This window comes from Novilysobacter antarcticus, assembly GCF_019802285.1.
GTDB classification, from domain to species: domain Bacteria; phylum Pseudomonadota; class Gammaproteobacteria; order Xanthomonadales; family Xanthomonadaceae; genus Novilysobacter; species Novilysobacter antarcticus.
In genome coordinates this window covers 260,069-285,831 of sequence record NZ_JAIEUJ010000001.1, presented here as the reverse complement: position 1 = coordinate 285,831, position 25,763 = coordinate 260,069, and the positions used below count along the sequence as shown (strand labels likewise).

The 25,763-nt window shown below is 63.4% G+C and carries 23 protein-coding genes, 1 tRNA gene and 1 pseudogene; 4 read left to right on the top strand and 21 right to left on the bottom strand.

Annotated features, from left to right (window positions below; translation table 11 throughout):
• The first annotated feature begins 99 nt into the window (after positions 1-99).
• Entirely contained in the window at positions 100-636 is a 537-nt protein-coding gene (locus tag KZ491_RS01370; RefSeq protein ID WP_222564085.1) for a GspH/FimT family pseudopilin, read from the top strand.
• Positions 637-681: 45 nt separating this feature from the next.
• Here the strand turns inward: KZ491_RS01370 and KZ491_RS01365 are convergent.
• From KZ491_RS01365 to KZ491_RS01335, 8 genes and pseudogenes are all read right to left on the bottom strand, one after another.
• Positions 682-758 (bottom strand) — tRNA-Asn (locus tag KZ491_RS01365).
• A 54-nt stretch (positions 759-812) separates the two neighbouring features.
• Positions 813-1,253 (bottom strand): type IV pilin protein, encoded by a 441-nt coding sequence (locus KZ491_RS01360; RefSeq protein WP_281421625.1) that lies wholly within the window; start codon positions 1,251-1,253, stop codon positions 813-815.
• Positions 1,250-4,567 (bottom strand): pilus assembly protein, encoded by a 3,318-nt coding sequence (locus tag KZ491_RS01355; RefSeq protein WP_222564084.1) that lies wholly within the window; start codon positions 4,565-4,567, stop codon positions 1,250-1,252. The genes KZ491_RS01360 and KZ491_RS01355 overlap by 4 nt, the downstream gene beginning before the upstream one ends.
• Before the next feature lie 11 nt (positions 4,568-4,578).
• Entirely contained in the window at positions 4,579-4,986 is a 408-nt protein-coding gene (locus tag KZ491_RS01350; RefSeq protein WP_246606579.1) for a pilus assembly PilX family protein, read from the bottom strand.
• Positions 4,987-5,118, bottom strand: a pseudogene (locus KZ491_RS12905) (PilX N-terminal domain-containing pilus assembly protein); the annotation flags it as partial. It lies immediately after the preceding gene.
• Positions 5,115-6,095, bottom strand: a complete 981-nt coding sequence (locus KZ491_RS01345) for a PilW family protein (protein WP_222564082.1) — start codon at positions 6,093-6,095, stop codon at positions 5,115-5,117. The pseudogene KZ491_RS12905 and the gene KZ491_RS01345, both read right to left, overlap by 4 nt.
• A complete protein-coding gene (pilV, locus tag KZ491_RS01340) occupies positions 6,092-6,595 on the bottom strand; it encodes a type IV pilus modification protein PilV (protein WP_425493083.1) in 504 nt (167 codons plus the stop codon). Before pilV ends, KZ491_RS01345 begins: the two co-directional genes overlap by 4 nt.
• 5 nt (positions 6,596-6,600) lie before the next feature.
• The gene (locus KZ491_RS01335; RefSeq protein ID WP_222564080.1) at positions 6,601-7,164 is read right to left on the bottom strand and encodes a GspH/FimT family pseudopilin; all 564 of its coding nucleotides are present in this window, start codon (positions 7,162-7,164) and stop codon (positions 6,601-6,603) included.
• Positions 7,165-7,331: 167 nt separating this feature from the next.
• On the opposite strand from KZ491_RS01335, the gene KZ491_RS01330 reads away from it, so the two are divergent.
• Positions 7,332-8,351 carry a sensor histidine kinase gene (locus KZ491_RS01330; RefSeq protein ID WP_222564079.1) on the top strand — a complete coding sequence of 340 codons (1,020 nt, stop codon included), beginning with the start codon at positions 7,332-7,334 and terminating at the stop codon, positions 8,349-8,351.
• A 101-nt stretch (positions 8,352-8,452) separates the two neighbouring features.
• On the opposite strand, the gene ppnN is transcribed toward KZ491_RS01330, so the two are convergent.
• The 5 genes from ppnN to grxD all read right to left on the bottom strand — a co-directional run bounded on the left by ppnN (position 8,453) and on the right by grxD (position 15,049).
• Positions 8,453-9,835 carry a nucleotide 5'-monophosphate nucleosidase PpnN gene (gene ppnN, locus KZ491_RS01325; protein ID WP_222564078.1) on the bottom strand — a complete coding sequence of 461 codons (1,383 nt, stop codon included), beginning with the start codon at positions 9,833-9,835 and terminating at the stop codon, positions 8,453-8,455.
• Positions 9,836-9,945: 110 nt separating this feature from the next.
• Positions 9,946-13,203, bottom strand: a complete 3,258-nt coding sequence (locus KZ491_RS01320) for a TonB-dependent receptor (RefSeq protein ID WP_222564077.1) — start codon at positions 13,201-13,203, stop codon at positions 9,946-9,948.
• Positions 13,204-13,384: 181 nt separating this feature from the next.
• The gene (locus KZ491_RS01315; protein ID WP_222564076.1) at positions 13,385-13,978 is read right to left on the bottom strand and encodes a MarC family protein; all 594 of its coding nucleotides are present in this window, start codon (positions 13,976-13,978) and stop codon (positions 13,385-13,387) included.
• A gap of 10 nt (positions 13,979-13,988) precedes the next feature.
• Entirely contained in the window at positions 13,989-14,732 is a 744-nt protein-coding gene (locus KZ491_RS01310; protein WP_343225506.1) for an SDR family NAD(P)-dependent oxidoreductase, read from the bottom strand.
• A complete protein-coding gene (gene grxD, locus KZ491_RS01305) occupies positions 14,729-15,049 on the bottom strand; it encodes a Grx4 family monothiol glutaredoxin (RefSeq protein ID WP_222564075.1) in 321 nt (106 codons plus the stop codon). Before grxD ends, KZ491_RS01310 begins: the two co-directional genes overlap by 4 nt.
• Positions 15,050-15,195: 146 nt before the next feature.
• On the opposite strand from grxD, the gene sodB reads away from it, so the two are divergent.
• Positions 15,196-15,774 (top strand): superoxide dismutase [Fe], encoded by a 579-nt coding sequence (gene sodB / locus KZ491_RS01300; RefSeq protein ID WP_222564074.1) that lies wholly within the window; start codon positions 15,196-15,198, stop codon positions 15,772-15,774.
• A 382-nt stretch (positions 15,775-16,156) separates the two neighbouring features.
• Here sodB and radA read toward each other — a convergent pair whose 3' ends face one another.
• Positions 16,157-17,572, bottom strand: a complete 1,416-nt coding sequence (gene radA / locus KZ491_RS01295; RefSeq protein ID WP_222564073.1) for a DNA repair protein RadA — start codon at positions 17,570-17,572, stop codon at positions 16,157-16,159.
• A gap of 67 nt (positions 17,573-17,639) precedes the next feature.
• Entirely contained in the window at positions 17,640-18,647 is a 1,008-nt protein-coding gene (locus KZ491_RS01290; protein WP_222564072.1) for an NAD-dependent epimerase, read from the bottom strand.
• Between the two features lie 235 nt (positions 18,648-18,882).
• Between KZ491_RS01290 and mutS the strand changes: the two genes are divergently transcribed.
• Complete coding sequence (gene mutS / locus KZ491_RS01285) at positions 18,883-21,435, top strand: DNA mismatch repair protein MutS (protein WP_246606452.1); 2,553 nt, start codon at positions 18,883-18,885, stop codon at positions 21,433-21,435.
• A 9-nt stretch (positions 21,436-21,444) separates the two neighbouring features.
• On the opposite strand, the gene KZ491_RS01280 is transcribed toward mutS, so the two are convergent.
• The 6 genes from KZ491_RS01280 to ffh all read right to left on the bottom strand — a co-directional run bounded on the left by KZ491_RS01280 (position 21,445) and on the right by ffh (position 25,575).
• Positions 21,445-21,849: an RNA-binding S4 domain-containing protein gene (locus tag KZ491_RS01280; protein WP_222564070.1), complete on the bottom strand. Its 405-nt coding sequence runs from the start codon at positions 21,847-21,849 to the stop codon at positions 21,445-21,447.
• Positions 21,850-21,961: 112 nt separating this feature from the next.
• Positions 21,962-22,387, bottom strand: coding sequence for a 50S ribosomal protein L19 (gene rplS, locus KZ491_RS01275; RefSeq protein ID WP_222564069.1), 426 nt, complete (start codon positions 22,385-22,387; stop codon positions 21,962-21,964).
• A 144-nt stretch (positions 22,388-22,531) separates the two neighbouring features.
• A complete protein-coding gene (gene trmD / locus KZ491_RS01270) occupies positions 22,532-23,287 on the bottom strand; it encodes a tRNA (guanosine(37)-N1)-methyltransferase TrmD (protein WP_222564068.1) in 756 nt (251 codons plus the stop codon).
• Positions 23,288-23,294: 7 nt separating this feature from the next.
• On the bottom strand, positions 23,295-23,810 hold the full coding sequence (gene rimM, locus KZ491_RS01265) for a ribosome maturation factor RimM (RefSeq protein WP_222564684.1): 516 nt from the start codon (positions 23,808-23,810) through the stop codon (positions 23,295-23,297).
• Positions 23,811-23,846: 36 nt separating this feature from the next.
• Positions 23,847-24,119 (bottom strand): 30S ribosomal protein S16, encoded by a 273-nt coding sequence (gene rpsP / locus KZ491_RS01260; RefSeq protein ID WP_222564067.1) that lies wholly within the window; start codon positions 24,117-24,119, stop codon positions 23,847-23,849.
• Between the two features lie 88 nt (positions 24,120-24,207).
• Positions 24,208-25,575, bottom strand: coding sequence for a signal recognition particle protein (gene ffh / locus KZ491_RS01255; RefSeq protein WP_222564066.1), 1,368 nt, complete (start codon positions 25,573-25,575; stop codon positions 24,208-24,210).
• Between the last annotated feature and the right edge of the window lie 188 nt (positions 25,576-25,763).

The following is a 25,763-nucleotide window of genomic DNA, read 5'->3' as shown; positions in this document are numbered from 1 at the left end:
AGACGGCAAATCCCTACCACTCCGCGGTGGGTGTCCGGATGCCTGTTCAGCGAGCCCAGCGCGATCCTTGCCGCAATCGGATCAAAAGGACTGATGGCGATGAGGCAGGATGCCCGGGGGTTGACGTTGCTGGAGTTGCTGGTGGCTATCGCCGTGATGGGGGTGTTGCTGGGGGTTGGGGTGCCTTCGTTTAAGAACCTGCAGCGACGGATGCGCGCGGACACCACGTTCCACGTTCTCACGGCCTCGCTGACGTTAGCGCGGACAACAGCGGTTAAAAACCACTCGTACGTCAGCGTTTGCCCCAGCAGCGACGGACATAGGTGTCGCAATGATGCGGTGTGGCAAGACGGTTGGATTGTGTTTTCCGACCCGCACCGTGAGGATCATCCGCGCAGTGCCGCGGAGATCCTTGACCGTGTGGGCGCCATCGGCGACGAGCTGACCCTTCAGAGCACCGCGGGTCGGATCCGGGTTCGGTTTACCGCGGACGGCTGGGCGTACGGCAGCAACCTTAGCATCCGACTTTGCTCGCCGGAAAAGTCCCGAATGCTGGGCCAGGTGATCGTCAACAACGCTGGACGGCCGCGTACAGAGCGCTATGCCTCCCTGAAATCCTGCCCGCATGCTCCCTGAGCTGAAAAAAAAGACCCGCATCAATGCGGGTCTCTTCTCAAATCTTGGCGCCCGAAGCTGGACTCGAACCAGCGACCCCCTGATTAACAGTCAAGTGCTCTAACCAGCTGAGCTATTCGGGCGGGGATGCGCATTGTAGACGGCCTGTCCCCAAGGTCAAGCCCACATCGACAATTTCACCAACAATCCGATGCAGACCCGGCCGATCCGCTGATGCCCCTCGCGCCTGTCTGATCCAACGACAGCGTCCCACACTTGGTGTCCTTCACGGCTTGCCGGTTCTGGGGAGTCGCGGTGATCCTGTAGGTGCGCGCGGCCGACGCGGCCAAGGCAACGACATAGTGACCCTGCAGCTCCTGCTGACAGTCATTGGCAGGCAGCGCGGCGTCGACGTAGGTGAGGTTGGTGGTGTAGTAGCGCTCCATGAACTGTGCGCCCTCCAGCGCACACCCGGCTGCAGTGTTCCTTCTGCTCTTGACGACGGCGAAGTCGTAACTGGCGTAAGCGATTCCCGCGAGAATCGCTATGATCGCCACAACGATCATCAGCTCGATCAGGGTGAAACCCGCTGAAAGGCGGTGCGCCGGCGATCGGACATCTCCACGCATAGCCGTCATTTCCGCAGAACCTCACGCCAGGACACACGCCCGGAAGCCGAGCTCGGGTTGATGCCCACTGATCCGGTGCCGCCACTTGATCCACCCGCGCTGAGCAGCTTGTCGATCAGGATGCTGTCGGTATTCATTCCCACTCCGAGGTCGATTGAACCGACCGGCTTACCGTTGAGTTCGTCATCGCTGTACACCCCGTCGCCGTCGACATCGAAGAAGTGCTCACCCACGCTACCGCCGGTAAAGGCGTTGATTGCATTGATGTAACCGCGCCCCCCCGGCGTGCACGGGTCACTGCTCGGAATAATGCTCGAAGTGATGAACACCCCGCCGACAACCTGGGCGTCACCGATGATTCGCTCGCCCTCCCTGAGCCCGTTCGGAGGCGTCAGAAGGTCTACAAACCAGCCGCGCTTGCCTGCCGGCATCATCACACTGGAAGACTCGAACGCGCGCACAGCCTTGCCTGCTATAGACCCACTTTCCGCTATCTTGCGCTGCACGAGCAACCCGTTGGCAGCGTCATTGTCGGCACGCGTTCCGATGGCGTCACCGTCAACGATCCCGTACATGCTCTGGACCGAAGTGCTAGCCAGATCCTGGTTGGTAAGCAGGCGACCGGTACCGAAGAAAACCCACCGCATGTAGTTGACAGGATCGATGCCAAGGGACACTGCGCCGCTGATCGGCTGACGGTTACCCGCCGCATCGGTGGCGACGAACAGGGGATCGTAATTTTTGGAGTTCGAGTTGTTGACATTGTTCCCGCCGTCAACGCCCCACTTGGAAGCCGATTTATCTTCCAAGTTGAACTTCCACAAATTTCCCTGTTGATCGCCGGCGTACACCAAGTCGAGGATTCCGTCTCCGTCGGAGTCCCAGCCACGAGGCCCTGAAAGTCCGTTGGACGTTGAACTGTTCGTCTGTAGCTTCGTGACATTGCCGGTATCAACATTGACGACCCACAGAACCGCGCGGTCATTGCTACTGTTGAGTCCATTCCCGAAAATAACGCTGACGCTTCCGTCGTTGAGCTTTGCCACGATCGGCTCGCCCATCACCAGACCCATGTCGGCGTCACCTGAGATATCGAATTTGATGCTTCCTGCGTTGAACGCCTCGGGGGTGGTCACATCAAGCGCAAAAACGCCCTTGCCGCCATGGCCCAAGGTACCCGCAAGAATGTTCCGCCCGTTGGGATGCGCCGTGGTGCGGGTCATCGCCCTGTCCGACACGGTGATAGGTCCGTCGACGAAATAGCGATGTGAATAGCTGCGGCCACTCAACTCCTTCAGCTGAGCCATCTGAATGCCCCGAGGGATGTACGCGAACGCCTCCACTCCGGATCCCGCGTCGAAGGCATGCATCATGCCGTTGTTGCTACCCACGAAAATCCTGTCGGTATCCTTGGAGTAAAACGGTGAGCTGTGGATTATGTCCCCCAGGGGATGGGCTCGGTTCCGCAAATCCCCGCCCTTTGACTCCTCCCCCAATCTGTTGCCGCGTATGTAGTCGGCGATGCTGAAGCCGCCCGGGCTCCCTCCCAGGACGGCACTCTGATTCGCCGTGGGAAAGGCACCGCGGGTCCCAGCTGCGTCGGTCGTAAATATCTTTCGTGACTCCCACGCAGGAAACTTCTCCGAGGCCTTCCATACAGGGCTGGCTTCGTTCACTCCGGTCGCAGTGACCGGATAAGCAATAATGTCGCCGCTCCAGCTTTCACTGAGATATTTCGCCTGGAACAGCTTGGTCTCGGTGCTAATCGAGGTGCTGCTCGCCGACACATTTGAACGCGACCCCACCCGCTCACCAATGGTGGCAAGCGCCTTCTCTAGCGCTTTGGCAAACGCGGTCGGGTCGGTGGCCGCAACGAACTCTCCGTGCCCGTTTACCGCTGCATGAAGCAGGTCGTCAATTCGTTCCCTGTCTTCCTTATTTGTCGGGTCAGGCCAATCACCGAGATCGACGCCATTGACGCTTACACCGCCCTTCTCCAGAACCTCGGCAACCGAGGTCTGGTCAACCGTGCCAGAGAGGCCAATTGAAATACCGAAAGTGACCATGTGTTGCCAGAACGCAGGGTTCAGCGTCGACGTCGGAACTATATTGAGCAGATCGCTCCGGAGATCCGTTTTCCAGTAGTGCATCGCGACATCCGCCAACGTCGTCGAGGCAGCACCTTTGTAGGGCGCGACAGGCTGGTAGGTGTACTTCCTGCCGGGCGACCCATCGGGATTTGCCGGTGCCGATATCTCCACGCCAGCCGTATTGTCTGCATCACCCACGTTGGCACTACCGGAATTCCAGAAGCCGTCGGTTGTGAGGATCGAAAAGTTCTGCCTGCACTGGAATTGCTTGCCGGAGGCGTCCTTGATTCCGCCATAGGGACCGCTGTCACCCGTTTCACTGAAATACCTGCCCGCGCGCTGCAACGCGGGCAGCAAAGGCGTGCCGTTTTTGCCACGAGCTGCGAAAAGCCGATCGAACCAGGCCTTGCGGTTGAACTCTCGGAAAAGCCCGTTATCTGATTGAACCGGAATTAAAAGCTCAGCATTCTTGTAACCCGATCCGGGACCCCAAATCGTAGTGAATCCAACGCGATATTTTTCACCATCCAACGCCGCGAACGCTTCGCTCGCCCCTGCTTTTGCCGCCTTCATTCGCGACCGGTGATATGAAAACCAGGTGGCATAGTTTTGCCGTTCCGCTACTTCCTCCCGTCCAGTCGGCGTGATGAAGATCGGATTGATCCAGCTGCCTCCAGAATACACAGTCCGCTCAACCCGTCCGTTGGCAAGAATCTGAAATCGATAGTAATTGCTTCGCGCATCAAGATATGCCGCATCAGTACGCGTCAAATCTTTTGGAACGTAGTATGTCTGGATCCCGCCACAGACATTATGCTCCGACCCATTACGATCCACCTCTTTGCAACGAGAGTCAGAGAGATCGATTGTGTCACCTTCCGCACGACTCAGGTCCGCATACACAGAGCTGTAACTGGTCCCTCCTGTAAGCCGGGTGGAGTCGGCTCCCATCCATGGCTGATAGGTAGTCGCTGGATTGTAGTACACGGAATTATGTACATATGTACGTCCCTTCCAATCGCTGATGGTATCGGCGGGCATCGCCTCAAATACCATCGACCCGGAGTCATCCAGAATGAACAGGATGTTGGGCGGAATCGTGTTGCCTGACCCTGGCGGCGTGGATGGCAGGGTGACAGCCGCGGAAGCGGGAAGAGCCAGCACGGTGATGAGGGCAGCCGACAGGCCGGCGTTCCATTTGGTCGGTCGGGTGTTTTGCAGTTTGGTCTTCATGGGAGTCCTGCTCATGAGCCGGCGAAACTCGCCTGGAGAATGACATTGGCGCGCCCGTCGGCTACGCTGCGGGCCGTGATGCGATAGCGCGGTCGCATGCAGCTCGGGTGTCGCGGTATTTCACGGTCGCAGAGCGGCCAACCCGGTGCCTCCCCCATGTACTCGACAAAATACTGAGGCGTGCCGGCCATGTTGCTGACCAGCGCCGCGTTGGTCCAGCCGTTGAAACCCGGGTTGTCAGCGCGCTCGAGCTTTCCCTCCGCCGGCACGGGCGTCGAGCACAATCCCGCGTTGCAGGTATCCGCCAAGGTCGGGAATGCGGCGCGGGTCCCGGGCTGGAGGAGCCGCGTCTCAGCCTCCCGCAACGCCGCTTCCGCGGCTTGGAATCCGACGCTGCGATCAAACATGTTCGCACTCATGCGCTCCTCCATGAGCGCGCCGCGGAGGCTGGCAAGACCAAGCAGTGTTGTTATCAGCAACAGGATAAGCACCACAATCAGCGCCGCGCCACGCTCCCGTGGAGCTGTACTCCGTGGATTCGCGTAATTCATGATGTCCGATTCCGCAGGTTGACCACATGGGATATCTCGCGCACCAACGCGCCACCATCGGTCCCGACGCGCTCGCGACCTTCAAGCGACAAGGTGATCCTTACCGCGGTGACTGACTGCCACGCAATGCCCGGCGCCGCATCCACATAATCCACTGCGCCCGCCACTAGGTACTGGATTTGCATGTCGGAAATCCCCTCGGAAACCTCCTCACGCGCGCCGAGCGCTCCCTTGTTCATTGGTTGACGGTAGAGGGACCGCCCGTTGCGACCGTTGTCGGCAACAAACCACCGTGCGGCGTGCAGTTTGACCACCAAGGAGTTGGGACCGTAGATTTTTCCTGTACCGTTTGCCGTACATACGACCGGCAGGCCCAGTCCTTTCGTGCAGTTGCCGGGAGAGACGCTCCCGCCTGTGTTATGCACGATCGTGACATTGGTGGAATTGACATTGGTGGCCTGAAAAATGGAAGCCTGGCTGTAGTCACACACCATCAGGATCTCGCCCTCTTCAAAACCGTGATCGGCCGTGTTGACCTTGAAGTTTGCGGAGTTTGCCGAGGGCACTTCGGTGATTGTTACGCCGCTGGAGGTGGCTGACATTAGCTCCAGCGCGTCAGTACCCGTGGCCGTTCCCGACAAGGCCCCGTTGTCGTAACCGATCACACCGGCCGCCCAATTGGACCACCAGGACGCGCCGGGATTATTCAATACGTTGGCGATTGGAAGGTTCGCAGCACAGGGATTACCTGCGGCTTCACGGACTTCCCTTGCCATAAGTTCGAATGCGACCCGCGCGTTCTCCTGCACCCGCGCGAGACTTTCGGTCGCCCTATACGTCTGGTGGTTTGAAAGGAACATGCCAATTGCGGCACCGACGACCATCAGGCCAAGAACCAGCGAGATCATCAGCTCGATGAGACTGAGACCAGACTCGCGCGCTGCTCGATTGCTGCTTTCAATTGTTCTTTGCCTCATAGCCGGCTCACCGTCTGTATCTGCTGTTCGTCAGATCCCTCTGTGGCACGCGCGTCATTCCAGCGTACGGTGACGGTGCAGCTTCGAGACTCGCTGTTTACAATGGGAAGGCATTGAATGCGCCCACAGGCGTCCTCTCCCATGCTGTCCTCTATCGCTTTGATCCAACGTGCGTGGTCGGCGGCCACCAATGTGGTGTCTGTCGCCGGCGGAACACACACGAAACCGGGGGTGTTATAACCACCAGCGCGAGCGACAGGGAGGTTGGCACGCATCGCATCTAAGATCCCGTAGCTATGAATCACCGCTTGGCTACGCTCAAGGGAACTCTGGCTATTACGAAGAGCTGTCGCCTGCATCGCGGCAATGCCAAGCAGACCGATGCCCATGACGAGAATCGCGATCAAGACCTCGATGAGCCCCACTCCCGAACTGTCGGCACGGCATTTGTAAACGGCGCGCGGACCGGATCGGCCAGCGCGTCTGCGAGAACTGGATATCAAGCTCATGGGCACGCACCCCCCCCGTTAGCGCGATCGGTCGAAATTCTGCTACCAGAAGCGATGTTGACCACGCGCACGTTCTCTGCCGGCTGGGTCGTCGGGATGCAAAACCGAAAAGCTGTTTCCAGCAGCGCGCCATTGGGAGCAGAAGCGGCGCGACCCAGACCAGTGGAGAAGAACACCACGTCGGTGCCACCGCTGAGCTGCACTGCGCGGTTAATCGTCGCGACGCGGATGGACTCTCCTGCATCTACATTACCGTTACTGTTGGCGTCGACGAAAGCGACCAATGAGTTTGCGTTACCGTCGCAACCTGCGCATACGTTTATCCTTGTATTGCGGCGTACCGCCTCCATCCGCGCCGTTTGCAAGGTCGCGACCATCTCGTTCGCGGAGCTGGTCAAACGGCTGCTATTGATGAGCGACGTGAAGCTTGGCGTGGCGATGGCCAGTAAGATAGCGGCCACGGCGATGGTCACCATCAGTTCGATTAAGGTGAAGCCCTTGGAACGGCCGGCATTGGATCTTTGGATGGCCGCCCTCCCTCGACTGTCTACAAGCTGCATCGTATCCCCCGGGCATATGCTTGACTCACACCCTATTGTCAGGGTCGCGACACTGCCATCACTAGACGATGGAAGGCATTTCTACGTGCATGAACGGCAAGGGGGCGCCCCACCGGCGTTGTACAGGCATGATGCAATACATCTGCTCCTTCTAGCCCGGCTTCTGGATGCTTCCTGACGACTCTTCGAGCCCATTGGATTCTCTCTGGCAGGCTCCGGCGCTCATCTGGGTTTTGCTTGCTGGGGAGTGCCTCGCACTGGTCTTGGCCCTCGCGCCCGGAGTGGACGGGGAGCGCTGGATCCATTTCGGATTAACATCGCTGGTAGTCCAATGGGTGGCCTTGCTCACGATTGGCACGCTCTATCTTCTGCGGCGCGTGGTGGGGGGAGCTCGTCCCCAGCGACTCGCGTATCTGACCGTTGCTCTGCTGCTGTTGAACACCTGGCTCGTGGCCGGGCTGGTGTGGCTTCTGGCTCGCGACGTATGGCCAACGTCGGACGGAGGCTGGTCGGGCCTGGTCCTGCGCCTGACCGGTATCGTTTTGGCCGTGGGCCTGCTCGGCCTGGCGGTATTCCAGAACCACTGGCGTGGACGCCAGCATGCTGTCCGCGCCAAACAATCCGAACTCCAGGCCCTCCAGGCCCGCATCCGTCCCCACTTCCTGTTCAACACGCTCAACACGGGCGCGGCGCTGGTGCATGAGCGGCCGGAGGAGGCGGAGCGCCTGCTGCTCGACCTGGCGGACCTGTTTCGCGCTGCGCTGGGTGGTCCGCGGCAGATCCCACTGGAAGACGAGCTCTCACTCGCGCGTCGGTATCTGGAAATCGAGGCCCTGCGCTTCGGCGATCGACTCACGGTGCACTGGCACCTGCCGCGGGAGCTGCCGGCGGTGACGGTGCCTGCGCTGTCGATCCAGCCACTGGTGGAGAATGCAGTGCGCCATGGCGTAGAGCAGCTCGCCCACGGTGATGTGGACGTGCGGGTGACGACGACCGCCGAACGGGTCATCGTGCGGATCAGCAATCCGCTGCCCCCTCCGGGCGGCACCTCGTCAACCGGCCATCAGGTCGGTCTGAATGCGTCGCAGGTCCGGATCGAGGCGATGACGGACGGTCGCGGCAGCGTACAAACGCAGGTTGAGGATGGACGCTTCATCGCCACAGTGCGGCTGCCTGTAGCCCCCTGAGCAACTTGTCGGGAGTCACTGGCTGCACCAGCCTTTCGGCGGGTGCGGCAGGGCTGGGCGGAGTAAGCCCGCCCTACCCCCGATAGACGACGGTCGTATCGTCAGGCAACCACGCGATAACAGGGCTTGTAGTCACCGGCGATCTTCATCCGCCGCTGCTCGACAAACGCCAGCAGCAGCGCGTCGAGGGAGGCCATGATCTCCGGGTCGCCGTGAATCTCGAACGGTCCGTGCTCCTCAATGCGGCGCAGGCCGTCTTCCTTGACGTTGCCGGCGACGATTCCCGAGAACGCGCGGCGCAGGTCGGCAGCCAGCTCGAACGGTTTGCGGCCATGGTGAAGGTCCAGCGACGCCATGGCTTCGTGGGTCGGAATGAACGGCTGCTGGAACTCCAGCGGGACATTGAGCGACCAGTTGAAGAAGAACGAATCGCGCATATTCAGCCGATGCTCGCGGACCTTGCGGACGCCGTTCGCCATGCGCCGTGCGACCGCGGTGGGGTCGCCGGTGATGATCTGGTAGCGCCGCGTCGCCGCATCTCCCAGGGTCAATCGAATGAAGCGGTCTATCTGTTCGAAGTAAGGTGCCGCGCTGGTGGGCCCGCTGAATACGAGCGGGAACGGCACGTCCGCATTCTCCTCGCGCAGCAGGATGCCCAGCAGGTAGAGGATTTCCTCGGCGGTACCGACCCCGCCCGGAAACACCACGATGCCGTGGCCGAGGCGCACGAAGGCCTCCAGGCGCTTCTCGATATCCGGCATGATGACCAGGTGGTTCACGATCGGGTTCGGCGATTCGGCCGCGATGATCCCCGGCTCGGTGACCCCGATATAACGCATGTTGCGCTTGCGCTGTTTGGCATGAGCGATCGTGGCGCCCTTCATCGGTCCCTTCATCGCGCCGGGTCCGCAGCCCGTGCAGATGTCGAGTCCACGAAGACCGAGCTCGTAGCCGACTTCCTTGGTGTAGAGGTATTCCTCCCGGTTGATCGAGTGGCCGCCCCAGCACACGACCAGATTGGGATCGGCGGGCAGCAGTGCCTCGGCGTTGCGCAGCAGGCCGAACACCGCGTCGGTGATGCCTTCGCTGCTCTGCAGGTCGCGATCGCCGTCCTGCCCCAGCTCGATTGAGCGGTACGCCAGATCCCGCACCACCGCAGCCAGCAGTTCGGCAACGCCGTGGATGATCTCGCCATCCACGAACGCCATCGCCGGCGCGTGCTGCAGGTCGATGCGCACACCGCGATCCTGCTGATGGACCTGGATGTCGAAGTTCGGGTACAGCTCCTGCGCGGCGCGCGGATCATCTGAGGTGCTGCCGCTGGTCATGACCGCCAGCGCGCACCGACGCAACAGCTCGTGCATGCCGCCGCTGGATGCATCCGCCAGGCGCGCGACTTCCTTGCGCGAAAGAATGTCCAGCCCTCCGCGCGGATGGATTCGCGCGTTGACGGTGGGCAGGACGGCATTGCTGGGATGACTCATTTGCGGACGTTTCCTTCTTGTTGTGCGCTTGACCGGGCGACTTTAACGCAGACACATGAAAACGGCCGGGTTTCCCCGGCCGCTTCCGTCGTGCAACGTCCTGACCGGAATCAGAACTTGTACTTGAAGCTCAACATCATCGACCAGCGCGACACCGCGGTGTTGCCCTTGTCGTTGTTGTTTTCCTGGATCTGGGCGTTGTCGGTGGAACCGGAGAAGTTGTAGATGTACTTCCCGGTCACCGGGTCGATACCGGCGTAGTTGACCACGCGACGGGTCGAGTAGAAGCCGTAGTCTTCGATCAGGCCCCAGTCCTTGTTGAGCAAGTTGCCGACGTTCATCACGTCCAGAGCGAGCTCGGCCTTGTGGCCCTTGAAGAAGCCGGGCAGCTCCTGGCTGACGCGGACGTCGAAGCTGTTGGTCCAGCCTGCGCGGAAGCCATTGGCCGGAGCCACGCTGCCACGATGGCCCTGCAACTCGGGTGCGTTGCTGGCCATCCAGTCGAAGAACTGCTGCTCCATCGCCGCGCCGCCGGTCCACTGCACGTCGCCCGGGCCAGCCGGAACGTAGAACAGATCGTTGGTGTTGGCACCGTCGCCGTTGGCATCGTTGTAGAAGATGTAGCTGTACGGACGGCCCGAGCGGCCTTCGTAGAACAGGCCCACGCGGGTGGCGTTGTCACCGAAGAAGTTGTGCTGCCACTGAAGCGTACCCGTCACGCGGTCCTTGATTGCGTAGCGCGAGTTGTAGGCAACGTCCTCGTTGGCGTTGTAGATCAGCGTGTTGCCCCAGTTCGAGGTGTTCTGCGAACTGGTCAGCGGGCTGACTTCCTTGGCCTGGGTAAAGGTGTAACCCAGCGACCAGCCCCAGTTCTCGGTCATCGGCTTGCTCAGCGAGAAGGTCGCCTGCGAGCTGCTGCCCTTGCTGGTGTTGCGCAGCAGGAGGACGTCGCCGATATCTCCGGGGCGATTGGCCTTCACTTCCGGGCACATGCCAGCGGCAACCACGTTGGCGCTGCAGTTGCGGCCACCGATCCTGCCCGCTTCCATGCCGAACCGTCCCGCATTGGCCGGGTCACGGCCAGCTGCGTTCCAGTAGCTGTCGCGCCCGTCAAAGGTCCCGGTGAAGGTCGGGTTCATGACGTCAAGACGCTCGAAGTAGATGCCGTCATTGACCTTGGTGAACAGCAATTCGGCCGACGCCACGATGCCATGCCACGGCAACTCGTGGTCGAACGCCAGATTGGTCTTCCAGACCGACGGCAGCTTGGTGCCCGGCTCGATCAGGTCAACGTTCTGCCGCGCCGCGCCCGGAGTGAGGCCGGCGGTGGACGGCGGCTGGGACGGATCGAACGTCGGTGCCTGGCCGCCGCGCAGGTCGTATTCCACGTAGTTCAGGCCTGTGTTCTGGTAGGCACCCGCCAGCCAGACGTTCGGGGCCGCGCCGCCGAACAGGCCGATACCACCGCGCAGCTGGGTCGGACGGTCGCTGTCGAAGGTGTAGTTGAAGCCGACGCGCGGTTGCACCAGGTTGCTGTCGACCAGATTGGTGTTGTTGTAGCCGTACAGCGCTTCGATACGCGGGTTGTACAGGCGCTGGTCGCTGAAGGACGGCATGTCGACGCGGACGCCCGCCATCAGGTTCAGGTTGTAGTTGATCGCCCAGGTGTCCTGCAGGAACACGCCGGTGTTTTTCAGGTTGAAGCTGGCCGGGATGTCGGCGCGGCTTCCGCCCGGACGGGGTGCGCGCAGCTGATAGCGCGACGGCGTACCGACAAGGAACGCGTCCAGATCGTTGAACTCGTACACGCCGTTGAGATTGCGACCGTAGAAGTTCATCAGGTCGTTGTCGGAGTAGTCAAAGCCGAACTTGACCGTGTGGTCGCCGGCGTACCAGGTGGCCGCACCGAACGCGCTCAGCTCCTTGCTCTCGACGATGTTGACGTGGGTGTTCTGCTCGGTACCGAACAGCAACGCGGCGTTGTTGTCGCCAAATCCGTTGATGCGGATCTGCGGCAGGTTGACGTTGGGCACGCGATTGGCCGAGTAATCCTTGTGCGAGACCTTGAACTCGGTCGAGAAATTCTCGCTCCAGTCGGAGAACACCTCACCCATCCAGGTCTCGTAGATCTTCGGCTGGGAGTACCAGTAGTTGCTCAACGACACGGTGCCGGTGCCGATGCCCGGGAAGCGCATCACGTCCTGCTCCATCTTGTTGTAACGCAGGGCGGCGCGGTGGTTGTCGTTGATGTTCCAGTCCAGCTTGACCGCGTATTCCTCGATCTCGGTCTTGCTGTCGGGGGCGGACAGGCCACCGATGTCGTAGCCCTGGGCCGACATCACGTTCTGCACGGTGGTGATGTCCGCGGCGGTGATGTCACCGGAGCCGAACGGGGTGCTTGCCAGCGCAACACCGGGAGCCGAGCGCTCGTACTTCTCGTAGTTGGCAAAGAAGAACAGCTTGTCCTTCACGATCGGGCCGCCAAACGTCATGCCGTAGGTCTGCTCGTCGTTGAAGCCATTGAAGTCGGCACGGTCGCCTTCCAGGCGCGTGCGGACCATGTCCTTGTCGCGGTAGGTGTAATACACCGTGCCGTGGTACTCGTTGGTACCCGACTTGGTGACCGCGTTGACCACCGCACCGGTGCCGCCGCTGATGGTGGTGTCGTAGTTGGCCAGGTCGATGGTGATCTCTTCGATCGCGTCCATCGAGACGGGCTGACGCTCGGTCGGCAGGTTGTTGGACTCCAGGCCGAACGGATCGGACGCACTGATGCCGTCGATGCGGATGGCGTTGTAGCGGGTGTTCTGGCCGCCGGCGGAAATCGCACCGTCCGCCTTGCTGGTCTGGGAGATGCGCGGATCCAGACGGATGTAGTCCTGGATGTTGCGGTTGGCCGAGGGCAGCGCCTCGATCGTCTCGCGGGTGACGTTGGTACCGGTGCCCATCTTCTCTGCGCTGAAGATTTCCGAGCCACCCATGGTCGCCACTGCCTGGACCGAGCCCAGGGTGGTCACATCGTTGTTGAGCTGCGCGTTGACGGTAGCGACCTGGTTCAGCGGCAGGTAGATGTCATCCTGCGAGCGGCTGCCGGCGCCTGCCTTGTTGATCGTGACCGTGTAGGGGCCACCCACGCGCAGGCCACGGGCGTTGTAGCGGCCGCTGGCGTCGGTGGTGACGCGACTGACCGTACCCGACTCGGCATGGACGATGGTGACTTCCGCACCGGCGACCGGCTGGCCATCCGCACCGACCACCTGGCCACCAAGGCCGGCGGACGTGCTCTGGGCGAAAACGGGGGCGGAAGCGAGGACGACGAGCAGTCCCAAAGTGAGCTTGGACAACCGGACGCGGCTGGGGTGGGTCATGGCAAAAGGGCCTCGGGCGTGGGTAACGGGCACGTCCAGCGACAGGGCGCTGGCATGATTTCCGGATCGCTGGGATGTAAAAAACCGACTGCTTCGCCGGTTAACGTGAGTTTAACACGGGCAAACAATAGGTTGCTTGCATTACCGGCGGATGACCAAACGGCCGGGATTTCAAGCGGTGTCAGACCGCGATGCCCAGATATCCGACCAGGCCGTCGAGGAACATCTGCACCGAGATCGCGACGAGCAGCATCCCCATCAGGCGCTCGACAGCGGTCAACACGCGCATGCCCAGCAGCTTGTACAGATAGGTGGCCGAGAACAGGATCGCGGCCGTGGCACCCCAGGCAATGAGCAGGGCGAGGCTCCATTCCATCAGGCGGCCGGGCTCGTTGCTGCCCAGCAGCAGGACCGCCGCCATGCCTGAAGGCCCGGCCACCAGCGGGATCGCCAGCGGCACAATGAATGGCTCTCCATCGGGCAGCTCCCCCATCAGCCCTTCCGGCGGCGGGAAGATCATTCGGATACCGATCAGGAACAGCACGATACCGCCGGCAATCGAGACCGAATCCTGACGCAGGTGCATGACCTCCAGGGCGTACTTGCCGCCCCACAGGAAGACCATCAACACACCCAGCGCGATCAGCAGCTCACGCGCCAGCACATAGCGCTGCCGCTGCGGGGAAAGCGTGCGCAGCATGCTCAGAAAGATCGGGATGTTGCCCAGCGGGTCCAGGATCAGGAACAGCAGCAGGGCGGCGGCGGTAATGGTCATTGCCGGAAGATCATTCCGCCGGTGCCCACACCTGGCCGCGATGCGCCGCTCCGGCACTCGACAGCAGGGTTACGCAGGCAGGCGCATAGCGGAGCGGATCGGCGGCGCGATGAACGTCCTCCTCCACGTACGCCTTCGCCCGCAACGCGGAGCGCATCGGCCCGGGCTGCAGGCCGGACACTCGCACCGTCGTGCTCGCCAGCTCGGCGTGCAGGATGCTCACGAGACCAGTCAGTCCGTGCTGGGCCACCCCATAACCGCCCCAGAATGCCTTGCCCACCCGCGCCGGATCATCCATCGCGAATACGAGCGCGGCGTCTGGCGCCTGGGAGAGCAGCGGCAGGCAGGCCTGGCTGAGCCACCACGGCGCGGTCAGGTTGACGTGGATGGCGCGCGCGAAGGCCGCCGGGTCGGTGTGCAGCAGCGGGGTCAGGCCGGCGAAATCTGCCGCACAGTGCAGCACGCCATCCAGCCGGCCCAACTCGTCGCCGATGCGCTCCGCCATCTGGGCGTAGTCGTCCGGGGATGCCCCTTCCAGATCCAGCGGATACAACAAGGGCTCCGGACCAGCAGCGGCGACCGCGTCGTACACGCGGTTCAACCGCGGCACCTTGCGTCCCGACAGGATCAGCTGTGCTCCCGCGCGGGCGCAGGCGATGGCGGCCTGATTGCCGAGGCCGCCGTGTGCGCCGGTCAGAAGTACCACGCGGCCGGCAAGTGCGTCACCGGGAATCGTGTCCACAACAGCATTCACTGTGGCAATGCCTCGGAAAGCATCCGCGCCAGCTCACCGGACTCGGCCAGCTCGGCGGTGATGTCGCTGCCGCCAATCAACTCGCCGTGGATGAACAACTGCGGGAACGTCGGCCAGTTCGAGTAACGCGGCAGGTTGGCGCGGATTTCGGGCTCTTCCAGCACATTGATGGTGCACATGGCCTCCCCGCCCGCCGCGTGCAGGATCTTCACGGCGCGACTGGAGAACTCGCACATCGGAAATTGTGGCGTGCCCTTCATGAAGAGTACGACCGCATGGCCTTCGACGGCAGCCCGGATCTGTTCCATCACCGACATGGGCGCGGCTCCTGCAATGGTGCCTCCGGGCATTGACGGCCCGGAAACGGAGGTGGGGATAGAATGACCAATTGTAATCCCTCATCACGACGACGGCCCCACCGGTGCCGTCGTCTCCCCCCGCCAGCCCTGCAAGGAGCCTGCCAATGGCCATCGAACTGCCACCACTTCCCTACGATCGCACTGCCCTGGAGCCGCACATCTCCGGCGAGACCATCGACTTTCACTACGGCAAGCACCACAAGTCCTACGTCGACAACCTCAACAAGATGATCGAAGGCACCGAGTTTGCCGACATGCCGCTTGAGGAGATCATCCGCAAGTCTCAGGGCGGAATGTTCAACAACGCCGCCCAAATCTGGAACCACACCTTCTATTGGAACTGCCTGAGCCCGAACGGCGGCGGCGAGCCGACCGGCAAACTGGCCGAGGCGATCAACAAGTCCTTCGGCGACTTCGCCACGTTCAAGGAGCAGTTCAGCGATACCGCGGTCAAGACCTTCGGTTCCGGCTGGGGCTGGCTGGTGCAGCGCACCGACGGTTCACTGGCGCTGGTCAGCACCTCCAACGCCAACACGCCGCTGACCGGCAGCGACACCCCGCTGCTGACGTGCGATGTGTGGGAGCACGCGTACTACATCGACTACCGCAACGCGCGGCCGAAGTACGTGGAAACCTTCTGGAATCTGGTGAACTGGGATTTCGTCGCCAAGAACCTGAAGTAAGCAAGACGCTACGCAGTGCACCGAAACGGCCGGAGCAATCCGGCCGTTTTTTGTTCAGTGCCTAGGGGCGGGACCTGCAGGCCTTCCGGGCGAATGTCCCCCGGCCTCCACCTGCGGCGGACGCCTCCTCCTTTACTTCGCCCCGAAGACCTGCAGGTCGCGCTGTCGGATCGCAGGAGTACGCAAAAAGCAAGCAGCCGGGGGTTACCTTTCTCGAGCCACTGCGTGCTGGATCAACGGGAGCGAAAGCCGTTGGGGCGAAGTAAAGGAGGAGGCACCGGTTTCATCGGTGCCGGGGGACATTCGCACCCAACGGCTTTCGCTCCCGGTGCCCCGCAGATGCGGCGCTTTCCCCTCGAATGGGACAAGAACGTTTTTCGCTTCAGCCCGCCGCTTCGACGGCCTCGGCCAGCCGCTCCACGGCAATCACCTCCATTGCCCCGATCCGGCCGCTGCGCGGCGCGTTGCCCTTGGGCACGATCGCGCGCTTGAAGCCGTGGGTGGCGGCCTCTTTCAGGCGGTCCTCGCCGTTGGGCACCGGTCGGATCTCGCCGGACAGGCCGACCTCACCGAAGGCGATCGTTTTCTCTGCAAGAGGCTGGTCGCGGAGGCTGGAAAGCACCGCCAGCAGGACCGGCAGGTCGGCCGCGGTTTCCTGCACGCGGATGCCGCCAACGATGTTCACGAACACGTCCTGGTCGCCGACCCCTACTCCTGCGTGACGGTGCAATACCGCCAGCAGCATCGCCAGCCGGTTGCCTTCCATGCCCACTGCCACCCGGCGCGGATTGGACAACGGCGAGGCATCCACCAGCGCCTGCACCTCCACCAGCAACGGCCGGGTGCCTTCGCGGGTCACCATCACGCAACTGCCGGGCTGGGAGGCCACACTGCCGGACAGGAAGATCGCCGACGGGTTGGACACCTCGCGCAAACCCTTGTCACCCATCGCGAACACGCCCAGCTCGTTGACGGCGCCGAAGCGGTTCTTGAACGCCCTCAGGACCCGGAACCGGCTGCCCGACTCGCCCTCGAAATACAGCACCGCGTCCACCATGTGTTCGAGCACGCGCGGTCCGGCGATCCCGCCTTCCTTGGTCACGTGGCCGACCAGAAACACCGCGGTGCCGGTTTCCTTGGCGTACCGCACCAGCCGCGCGGCGCTTTCGCGGACCTGGCTGACCGAGCCGGGGGCGGCGGTCAGCGATTCAGTCCACAGGGTCTGGATGGAGTCGGCGACCAGCAGGCGCGGCGAGGTCGCGACCGCCTGCTCGAGGATCCGTTCTACCCCGGTTTCGGCCAGCGCGTTGACGCCGTCCAGCGACAATCCAAGCCGCGCACCGCGCGCCGCGACCTGGGCCAGGGATTCCTCGCCCGTCACGTACAGCGCCGGCAGCGATTGAGCCATCTTCGACACCGCCTGCAACAGCAGGGTCGATTTGCCGATGCCCGGATCGCCGCCGACCAGCACCACTGAACCGGCCACCATGCCCCCGCCCAGGACGCGATCCAGTTCACCGATGCCGGTCGATACCCGGGACTCGCCGGAGTGGCTGACGTCCTTGAGCGCGGTGACCTTGGGTGGATCGACCTTGCCGGCCCACCCGCTGCGGCGGGCGGGTGCGGCGCTTTTCTGCGCTGCAGCCGATTCGATCACGAACTCGGTCAGCGTGTTCCACTCACCGCAATCCGCGCACTGCCCTTGCCACTTATTGTGGTCGGAGCCGCATTCCGAGCAGACGTAGGCGATTTTCGCCTTGGCGGCGGACTTGGCGGACGATTTGCTGGCGAAGGACATGGGCGGCATCAAAACGGGTGGGACGCCACTTTAGCGGCCCCCTGTCGCACCGCGGGAGATCCGCGGCTCAGACCTTGTAGTAACCGCGGTACCAGTCGACGAAATTCGCCACACCCGTCTCCACCGATACCTGCGGCCGGTAGTCCACCGCGTTGATGAGTTCGGACACATCGGCCTCGGTATCGGGCACGTCGCCGGCCTGCAGCGGCAGCAGCTCCATCTGCGCCTTGCGGCCCAGGCACTGCTCCAGCACTTCGATATAACGCAACAGTTCTACGGTGCTTTCGTTGCCGATGTTGAACAGACGGTACGGCGCGTTGCTGGTGGCCGGATCCGGAGCCGCGGCATTCCATTCGAGGTTTGCCACCGGCGGATGGTCGAGGCTGCGGATGACGCCCTCCACGATGTCATCAACATAGGTGAAGCTGCGCTTGTGGTGGCCGTGGTTGAACACCTTGATCGGGTCGCCGGCGAGGATCGCCTTGGTGAACAGGAACAAGGCCATGTCCGGCCGGCCCCACGGCCCGTACACGGTGAAAAAGCGCAGGCCGGTGCTGGGAATCCCGTAGAGGTGCGCGTAGCTGTGCGCCATCATCTCGTTGGCTTTCTTGGTCGCCGCGTACAGGGTCAATGGGTGCTCGGTGGACTGGTGCTCGGAGAACGGCATCGTGGTGTTGGCGCCGTACACCGAGCTGGTGGAAGCAAACACCAGATGCTCGACACCGTGGTGGCGGCAACCTTCCAGGATATGCAGGAAGCCGGTGACGTTGCTGGAGACATACACATGCGGGTTCTGCGCCGCATAGCGCACGCCGGCCTGCGCGGCGAGATTCACCACGCGTTGCGGCTTGTGCGTCGCAAATGCGCCCTCTACCGCCTCGCGGTCGGCGAGATCCGCCTGGATGTGTGTGTAGCCGGGGTGGTCCATGAAGCGCGCCAGACGCGCCTGCTTCAGGGTCACGTCGTAGTAGTCGCTGAGGTTGTCGAAGCCGACCACCTCATCGCCGCGCTCGAGCAGGCGCATAGCGAGATGGGAGCCGATGAATCCAGCGGTGCCGGTGACGAGTATTTTCATGAGATATCAACCCAAAGTCGCGCGCGAGCCACGCCTGAAAACGAGTGAGGCCGTGTCCGGCACCGGTGCATCATAAGTCCATGGCGCTGTTGGCGGCGAGGCGATGGCCACGGAGCGCGCGAGGCGTGAGAATGGCGCCCCATCCCCAACGACGCGATCCGCCCGGAGCAGCCTGCCAGTGACCCAAGCCACGGAAAGCCTCCCGAAAGAGCCATCTGCGGAGCACACCCCGTTGATGCGCCAGTTCTTCCGGGAAAAGGCCGCGCATCCCGACGTGCTGCTGTTCTTCCGCATGGGCGACTTCTACGAGCTGTTCTACGACGACGCGCGCAAGGCGGCGCGGCTGCTCGACATCACCCTGACGCAGCGCGGCAATTCCGCCGGTCAGCCGATCCCGATGGCCGGCGTGCCGCACCACGCTGCCGAGGGCTATCTGGCGCGTCTGGTCGCCCTGGGCGAGTCGGTGGCGATCTGCGAGCAGATCGGCGATCCGGCCACCAGCAAGGGCCTGGTCGAGCGCAAGGTGGTGCGCATCGTCACTCCCGGCACCGTCACTGACGAGGCCCTGCTGAGCGAGCGCCGCGACACCCTGCTGCTGGCCGTGTCCCGTGGCAAAAGCGGTTATGGAATCGCGTGGGCGGACCTGGCCGGTGGGCGGTTCCTCGTCAACGAGGTGGCCAGCGAGGACGCCTTGGAGGCCGAGCTCGCCCGTCTGGAACCGGCAGAGCTGCTTTGCGCGGATGAGGACGGCTGGCCGTCTTTCCTCAGCGGGCGCAACGGCGTGCGCGCGCGGCCGCCTTGGCTGTTCGACGCTGACAGCGGACGCCGCCAATTGCTGAAGTTTTTCGGCCTGCACGATCTGTCCAGCTTCGGGCTGGAGGACAAGCCACTGGCAATTGCCGCCGCGGCCGCCCTGCTCGGCTACGTGGAGGAAACCCAGAAGCAGCGCCTGCCGCACCTCACCGCGATCGCCGTGGAATCGGGCGACGGCGCCATCGCGATGAACGCCCCGACACGCCGCCATCTGGAGCTCGACTCCCGCATGGACGGCGACAGCAAGCACACCTTGCTGGGGGTGCTGGACACCTCGGTCACGCCGATGGGCGGTCGTCTGCTGCGGCGCTGGTTGCATCGGCCGCTGCGCGATCACGAGATCCTGCGCCGGCGTCACCATGCGGTCGAAACCCTGTCCGCAGCGGCCGGAGAGACACTGCGCACGCATTTCCGCGCGCTGGGCGATCTGGAGCGGATCCTGACCCGGATCGCCCTGCGCAGTGCCCGTCCCCGCGACCTGTCCACCCTGCGCGATGGCCTGGCGATGCTGCCGGAGGTGAGGAAGGGCCTCGCGCCGCTGGATTCGCCGCTGCTGGATCGCCTCGCCGCCGAGCTTGGCGAGCACCAGGACCACGCCCACCTGCTCGCGTCGGCGCTTGTCGACCAGCCGCCGGTCCTCGCCCGCGACGGCGGTATCTTTGCCAGCGGTTACGACGCCGAGCTGGATGAGCTGCGCAACCTGTCCAGCACCGCCGACCAGTACCTGATCGACCTGGAAAGCCGCGAGCGAGAGGCCAGCGGCATCCCGACCCTCAAGGTCGGCTACAACCGCGTGCATGGCTACTATCTGGAGGTGAGCAAGGCGCACGCCGCCAAGGCGCCCACCCATTACACGCGGCGTCAGACCCTGACCAACGCCGAGCGCTACATCACCGAGGAGTTGAAGGCCTTCGAAGACAAGGTCCTCTCAGCCCGCGAGCGTTCGCTGACCCGCGAGCGCCTTCTCTACGAGCAACTGCTGGACACCCTGGGCGAGCAGCTGGAACCGTTGAAGCGATGCGCCGCCGCGCTGGCCGAGCTGGACGTTCTGGCCTGCCTGGCTGAGCGTGCGCAAGCGCTGGACTGGTCCAGGCCGCAGCTCAGCAACGAGCCAGGCCTCTTGATCGAACGCGGCCGGCATCCGGTCGTGGAAGCGGTGCGCAGCGAGCCCTTCGAGCCCAACGATCTGGTGATGCACGATGATCGCCGCATGCTCGTTATCACCGGCCCCAACATGGGCGGCAAGAGCACCTACATGCGCCAGAACGCGCTGATCGTGCTGCTGGCTCACATCGGCAGTTTCGTGCCGGCCTCACGCGCCGTGATCGGTCCCATCGACCGCATCCTGACCCGGATCGGGGCCGGCGATGATCTGGCCAAGGGGCAGTCGACCTTCATGGTCGAGATGAGCGAGACCAGCTACATCCTCCATCACGCCACCGACCAGTCGCTGGTGCTGATGGACGAGATCGGTCGCGGCACCTCGACCTACGACGGTCTTGCGCTGGCCGAGGCCTGCGCGCGGCATCTGGCCCACCACAACCGGGCCTGGACCCTGTTTGCCACCCACTATTTCGAATTGACCGCCCTCGCCGAGCCCGGCAGCGGCATCGCCAACGTCCACCTGGACGCCGTGGAGCACCACGATCGCGAGCACGGCGACACTCTGGTGTTCATGCATGCGGTCAAGGACGGCCCGGCGAATCGCAGCTTCGGCTTGCAGGTGGCGGCGCTCGCCGGCCTGCCGCGCGAGGTGATCGGCCAGGCACGCGGGCGTCTGGCCGAGCTGGAGCAACAGAGCCGGGATGCGCCACAGCCATCGATGACGGCCGCAGCCCTGGACCAGCCCCAGCAGATCGGCCTGTTCGCACCTTCCTCGGCCGCGCTGGACGCACTGGCCCAGCTGGATCCGGACGAGTTGACGCCGCGCCAGGCGCTTGAGGCCTTGTACCGGATAAAAGCGCTGGCGTATTAGACCGCGCTGTTACAGCGCGTCGATATCACCCAACGCCCGGATCAGCCTCCGGGCGCGCTTGTCGGGTTTCGTCCTGGGCGCCTCGTAGCCGACCCGTGCAGCCGCACGCAACTCCCTGGCCTCATCGCGCGCGATTCGTGACTCCTCGGACTCGCAATACAGACTCTGGGCCACGGGTGCAGAGCCGCGCTTGCGGGCGAGCGCCAACACCGTGATCTCGAAGACTTCCTCCCCGCGCGTAACCCGCAGGACGTCACCGATGCGGATCGCGCGCGATACCTTGGGTCGCTGGCCATCGACCTCGACCTTGCCGGTTTCGATTGCCTGGCGCGACAGCGTCCGGTTCTTGAAGAACCGTGCCGCCCACAACCACAGGTCGAGGCGGACGGTCTCCACCGTGTCGGGGCCGGTCATCGCCGAGGCTTCCAGCAACCGCACTGGTCGCGAAGGGTTGTGGCCGGGCAGACACACAAAAGCCGCCCGGAGGCGGCCTTGTGGTGAAGCCGATGCAGCATCGCCAAATGGATTACTTGGCGGCGTCCGCAGCAGCGGCAGCAGCGGCTTTCGCCTCGGCCTTGAACTTGGCCGCACCGGCCAGGTCTTCCTTGATGCGCGCCTTGCGACCTTCCAGACCACGCAGGTAGTACAGCTTGCCTGCACGGACCTTGCCGCGACGCTTCACTTCGACCGACTCGATGATCGCGCTGTGACTCTGGAAAACGCGCTCCACACCGAAGCCGTGGGAGATCTTGCGCACGGTGAACGCGGAATTGAGACCGGCGTTCTTCATCGCGATGACCACGCCCTCATAGGCCTGCACGCGCTCACGGGTGCCTTCCTTGACCTTGACGTTGACGACGATGGTGTCGCCGGGGCCAAACACGGGCAGTTCGCGGGTGACCTGCTCGGATTCGAATTCTTGCAGCAGCGTATGGATCGAGGGCTTCTTCATGGGTGCGGCCTGTTGGAGTAGTTGTAGCGCGAGTGCACGTGGACCCGCGTCTGGCGTTATAAGTGTTAAGCGGCGAATTGTAGCGGAGATGCGGCCACCATTGCCAGCGCTGGCAGCCACGCGCCTCGACCGGGAGTCCAAGGTTCAACTCGCGGGATCGGGTTCCGCTGGCGTGGCGCGCCACTGCTCCAGCAGTTTCCGGTCGGCCCTGGAAAGCGCGGCCTCGTCAAACAGGTCGGGGCGCCGCTGCATCGTCCTCACCAGAGACTGTTGCCGGCGCCAGCGCGCGATATCGCCATGGTTGCCCGACATCAACACATCCGGCACCGGTCCCAGCTCGTGCGAGACCGGCCGGGTGTAATGCGGGCAGTCCAGCAAACCATCCTCGAAGCTGTCCTGGACCGCGGAATCGGCGTCGTTCAACGCGCCTTCCTGCAGTCGCGCCACTGCATCGACCACGACGGCGGCCGCCAGCTCGCCGCCGGAGAGCACGTAGTCACCGATGGAGAGCTCCTCGTCGACTTCGGCGGCAATCAGGCGCTCATCGATGCCCTCATAACGACCGCACAACAGCAGCAGCCGCTCACGGCCTGCGAGTTCGCGCGCCTTCGCCTGGGTCAGTGGCGCGCCCTGCGGACTCAGGTAGATGGTCCGCACCGGCCGTGGATCGGCCGCGCGTGCAGCAGTCAACGCCGAGCGCAGCGGATCGATCATCATCACCATTCCCGGACCGCCGCCAAAAGGCCGATCATCGACGCGCCGATAGTTTCCCTGCGCATGGTCGCGCGGATTCCAGCCGTGCAGCGACAGCAAGCCGCGCTCGACCGCACGCCCGGTCACACCAAACGCGGCGCACTGCGCAATGAAATCCGGGAAAAGGCTGATGACATCGATGCGCATGCCGGCGCTAGAACTCGGGGTCCCAATCAACCGTAATCAGCCCCTGCTCCAAGTCGATGGCAGTGACGTATTGCGGCTGGACGAAAGGAATCATCCGTTCGCGCTCGTCGTCACGCGCCACGAGCACGTCATTGGCGCCGGTGGCGAAAAGGTGGGATACGCGCCCCAGCTCCACACCGTCGACGGTGCGGACCTGCAGCCCTTCAAGGTCGGCCCAGTAGTATTCGCCGGGCGCCGGCGGCGGCAGTGCGCTGCGCGGAATGTGGATCTCAAGCCCGGTCAGCGCTTCCGCAGCATCGCGGTCTGCGACATCGGGGAAGACGGCAAGGACGTGCTTGCCGGTATCCCTGCCGCGCACGCCGCTGCAGGCACGCTCGTTGCCCTGCGCGTCGCGAAGGGTCCACGGCTGGTAGCGGAAAATGGCGTCGCGCGGCTCCGTCCAGGATTCAATCCTGACTTCACCACGCAGACCAAGGGCACCAAGCACCCTGCCAAGGAGGATGCGGTGCCCGGAGTCGTTCATCATGGTTGGCAGTACGCCGGGCGCACCGCCGGAAAATCAGGCCGCGGCAGTGGCCGGGGCATCAGCGGACTTCAAGGCTTCCTTGTACAACAGGGCGACCTTGTCGGACATCTGCGCGCCGGTGCCGACCCAGTGCTTCACGCGCTCGGTGTTGAGCTCCACGCGCTTCTCGCCGCCGGCGGCAACCGGGTTGTAGAAACCCAGGCGCTCGATGTTGCGGCCGTCGCGCGCGCTGCGGCTGTCGGTAACGATGATGTGGTAGAAGGGACGCTTCTTGGCGCCACCGCGGGTCAGTCGAATCTTGACCATGGTCTGTGATGTCCTGTGTTGCCCAGTCGCCGGAATGGCGAGGTAAGCCTGCAATTGTAGGGGATCGCGTACCGCAAAGGGAAGTGGCTCAGCCGAATGGCATCCGGCCCCGTCCGCCCATCATTCCCTTCATGCCGCGCATCATGCCCTTCATGCCGCCGCGGCCGAGCTTGCCCATCATTTTTTCCATCTGCTGGTACTGCTTCATCAGCTTGTTGACCTCGGCCGGCGTGGTCCCGGCGCCGCGCGCGATGCGGGCACGGCGCGATCCGTTCAACAGCGCGGGGTTGCGGCGCTCCTTCGGTGTCATCGAGTTGATGATCGCCACCAGGCGCGGCACTTCCTTGCCGGTCACCTGCGACTTCACCGAGTCGGGGATCTGGCCCATACCCGGCAGCTTGTCCATCAGGCTGGAAATCCCGCCCATGCTCTGCATCTGCTCAAGCTGGTCGCGCATGTCTTCCAGGTTGAACTTCTTGCCCTTGGCGACCTTCTCGGCGAGTTTCTGCGCCTTGTCCTGGTCAACCTGCCCCTCGACCTGCTCCACCAGTGACAGCACGTCGCCCATGTCGAGGATCCGGCTGGCGACCCGGTCGGGATGGAACACATCCAAACCGTCGGGCTTCTCGCTGACACCGATGAACTTGATCGGCTTGCCGGTGATGTAGCGCACGCTCAGCGCGGCACCGCCACGGGCGTCACCGTCGGTCTTGGTCAGCACGACGCCGGTCAACGGCAACGCCTCGCCAAACGCCTTGGCGGTGGTCGCCGCGTCCTGGCCGGTCATGGAATCGACCACGAACAGGGTCTCTACCGGATTGACCGCCGCGTGCAGCGCCTGGATCTCGGCCATCATCGCTTCGTCGATCGCAAGGCGGCCGGCGGTATCGACGATCAGCACGTCGATGAACGACTTGCGCGCATCCTCGATTGCGGCGCGTACGATCGCTTCGGGCTTCTGGTCGGAGCTGGACGGGAAGAAGGTGACGTCGACCTGCTCGGCGAGCGTCTTCAATTGCTCGATCGCCGCCGGACGATAAACGTCGGCGCTGACCACCATGACCTTCTTCTTGCGCTTGTCCTTGAGGTGCTTGGCCAGCTTGGCGGTCGTGGTGGTCTTGCCCGCGCCCTGCAGGCCGGCCATCAGGATCACCGCCGGGGCAGGCACGTTGAGGTTCAGCTCGTTGGCCTGCGACCCCATGACCGCGGTCATCTCGTCGCGCACGACCTTGATCAGGGCCTGGCCGGGAGTCAGCGACTTGAGCACTTCCTGACCGACCGCACGCACCTTGATGCGCTCGATCAGCGCCTGCACCACAGGCAATGCCACGTCGGCTTCCAGCAGCGCGATGCGCACTTCGCGCAGTGACTCGCGGATGTTCTCTTCCGACAGGCGGCCGCGGCCACGCAACCGCTCAATGGTGCCGGACAGGCGCTGGGTCAGGGATTCGAACATGCGGAGGTACCCGGAAAAGGACGGCGGAAAATGGTCGCCAAGTATAGCCCGCCGCCACCGGGCGACCGCGCGAACTCGTCCGGCGCATACCCGAGACAGAGCCGGGCTGCCACGTCCTTGCGCGCGCCATGCGAAGATCACGGCTGCTCCCTGCCTCGATCGGCCGGGTTGCGCCCACAAACCCTTGT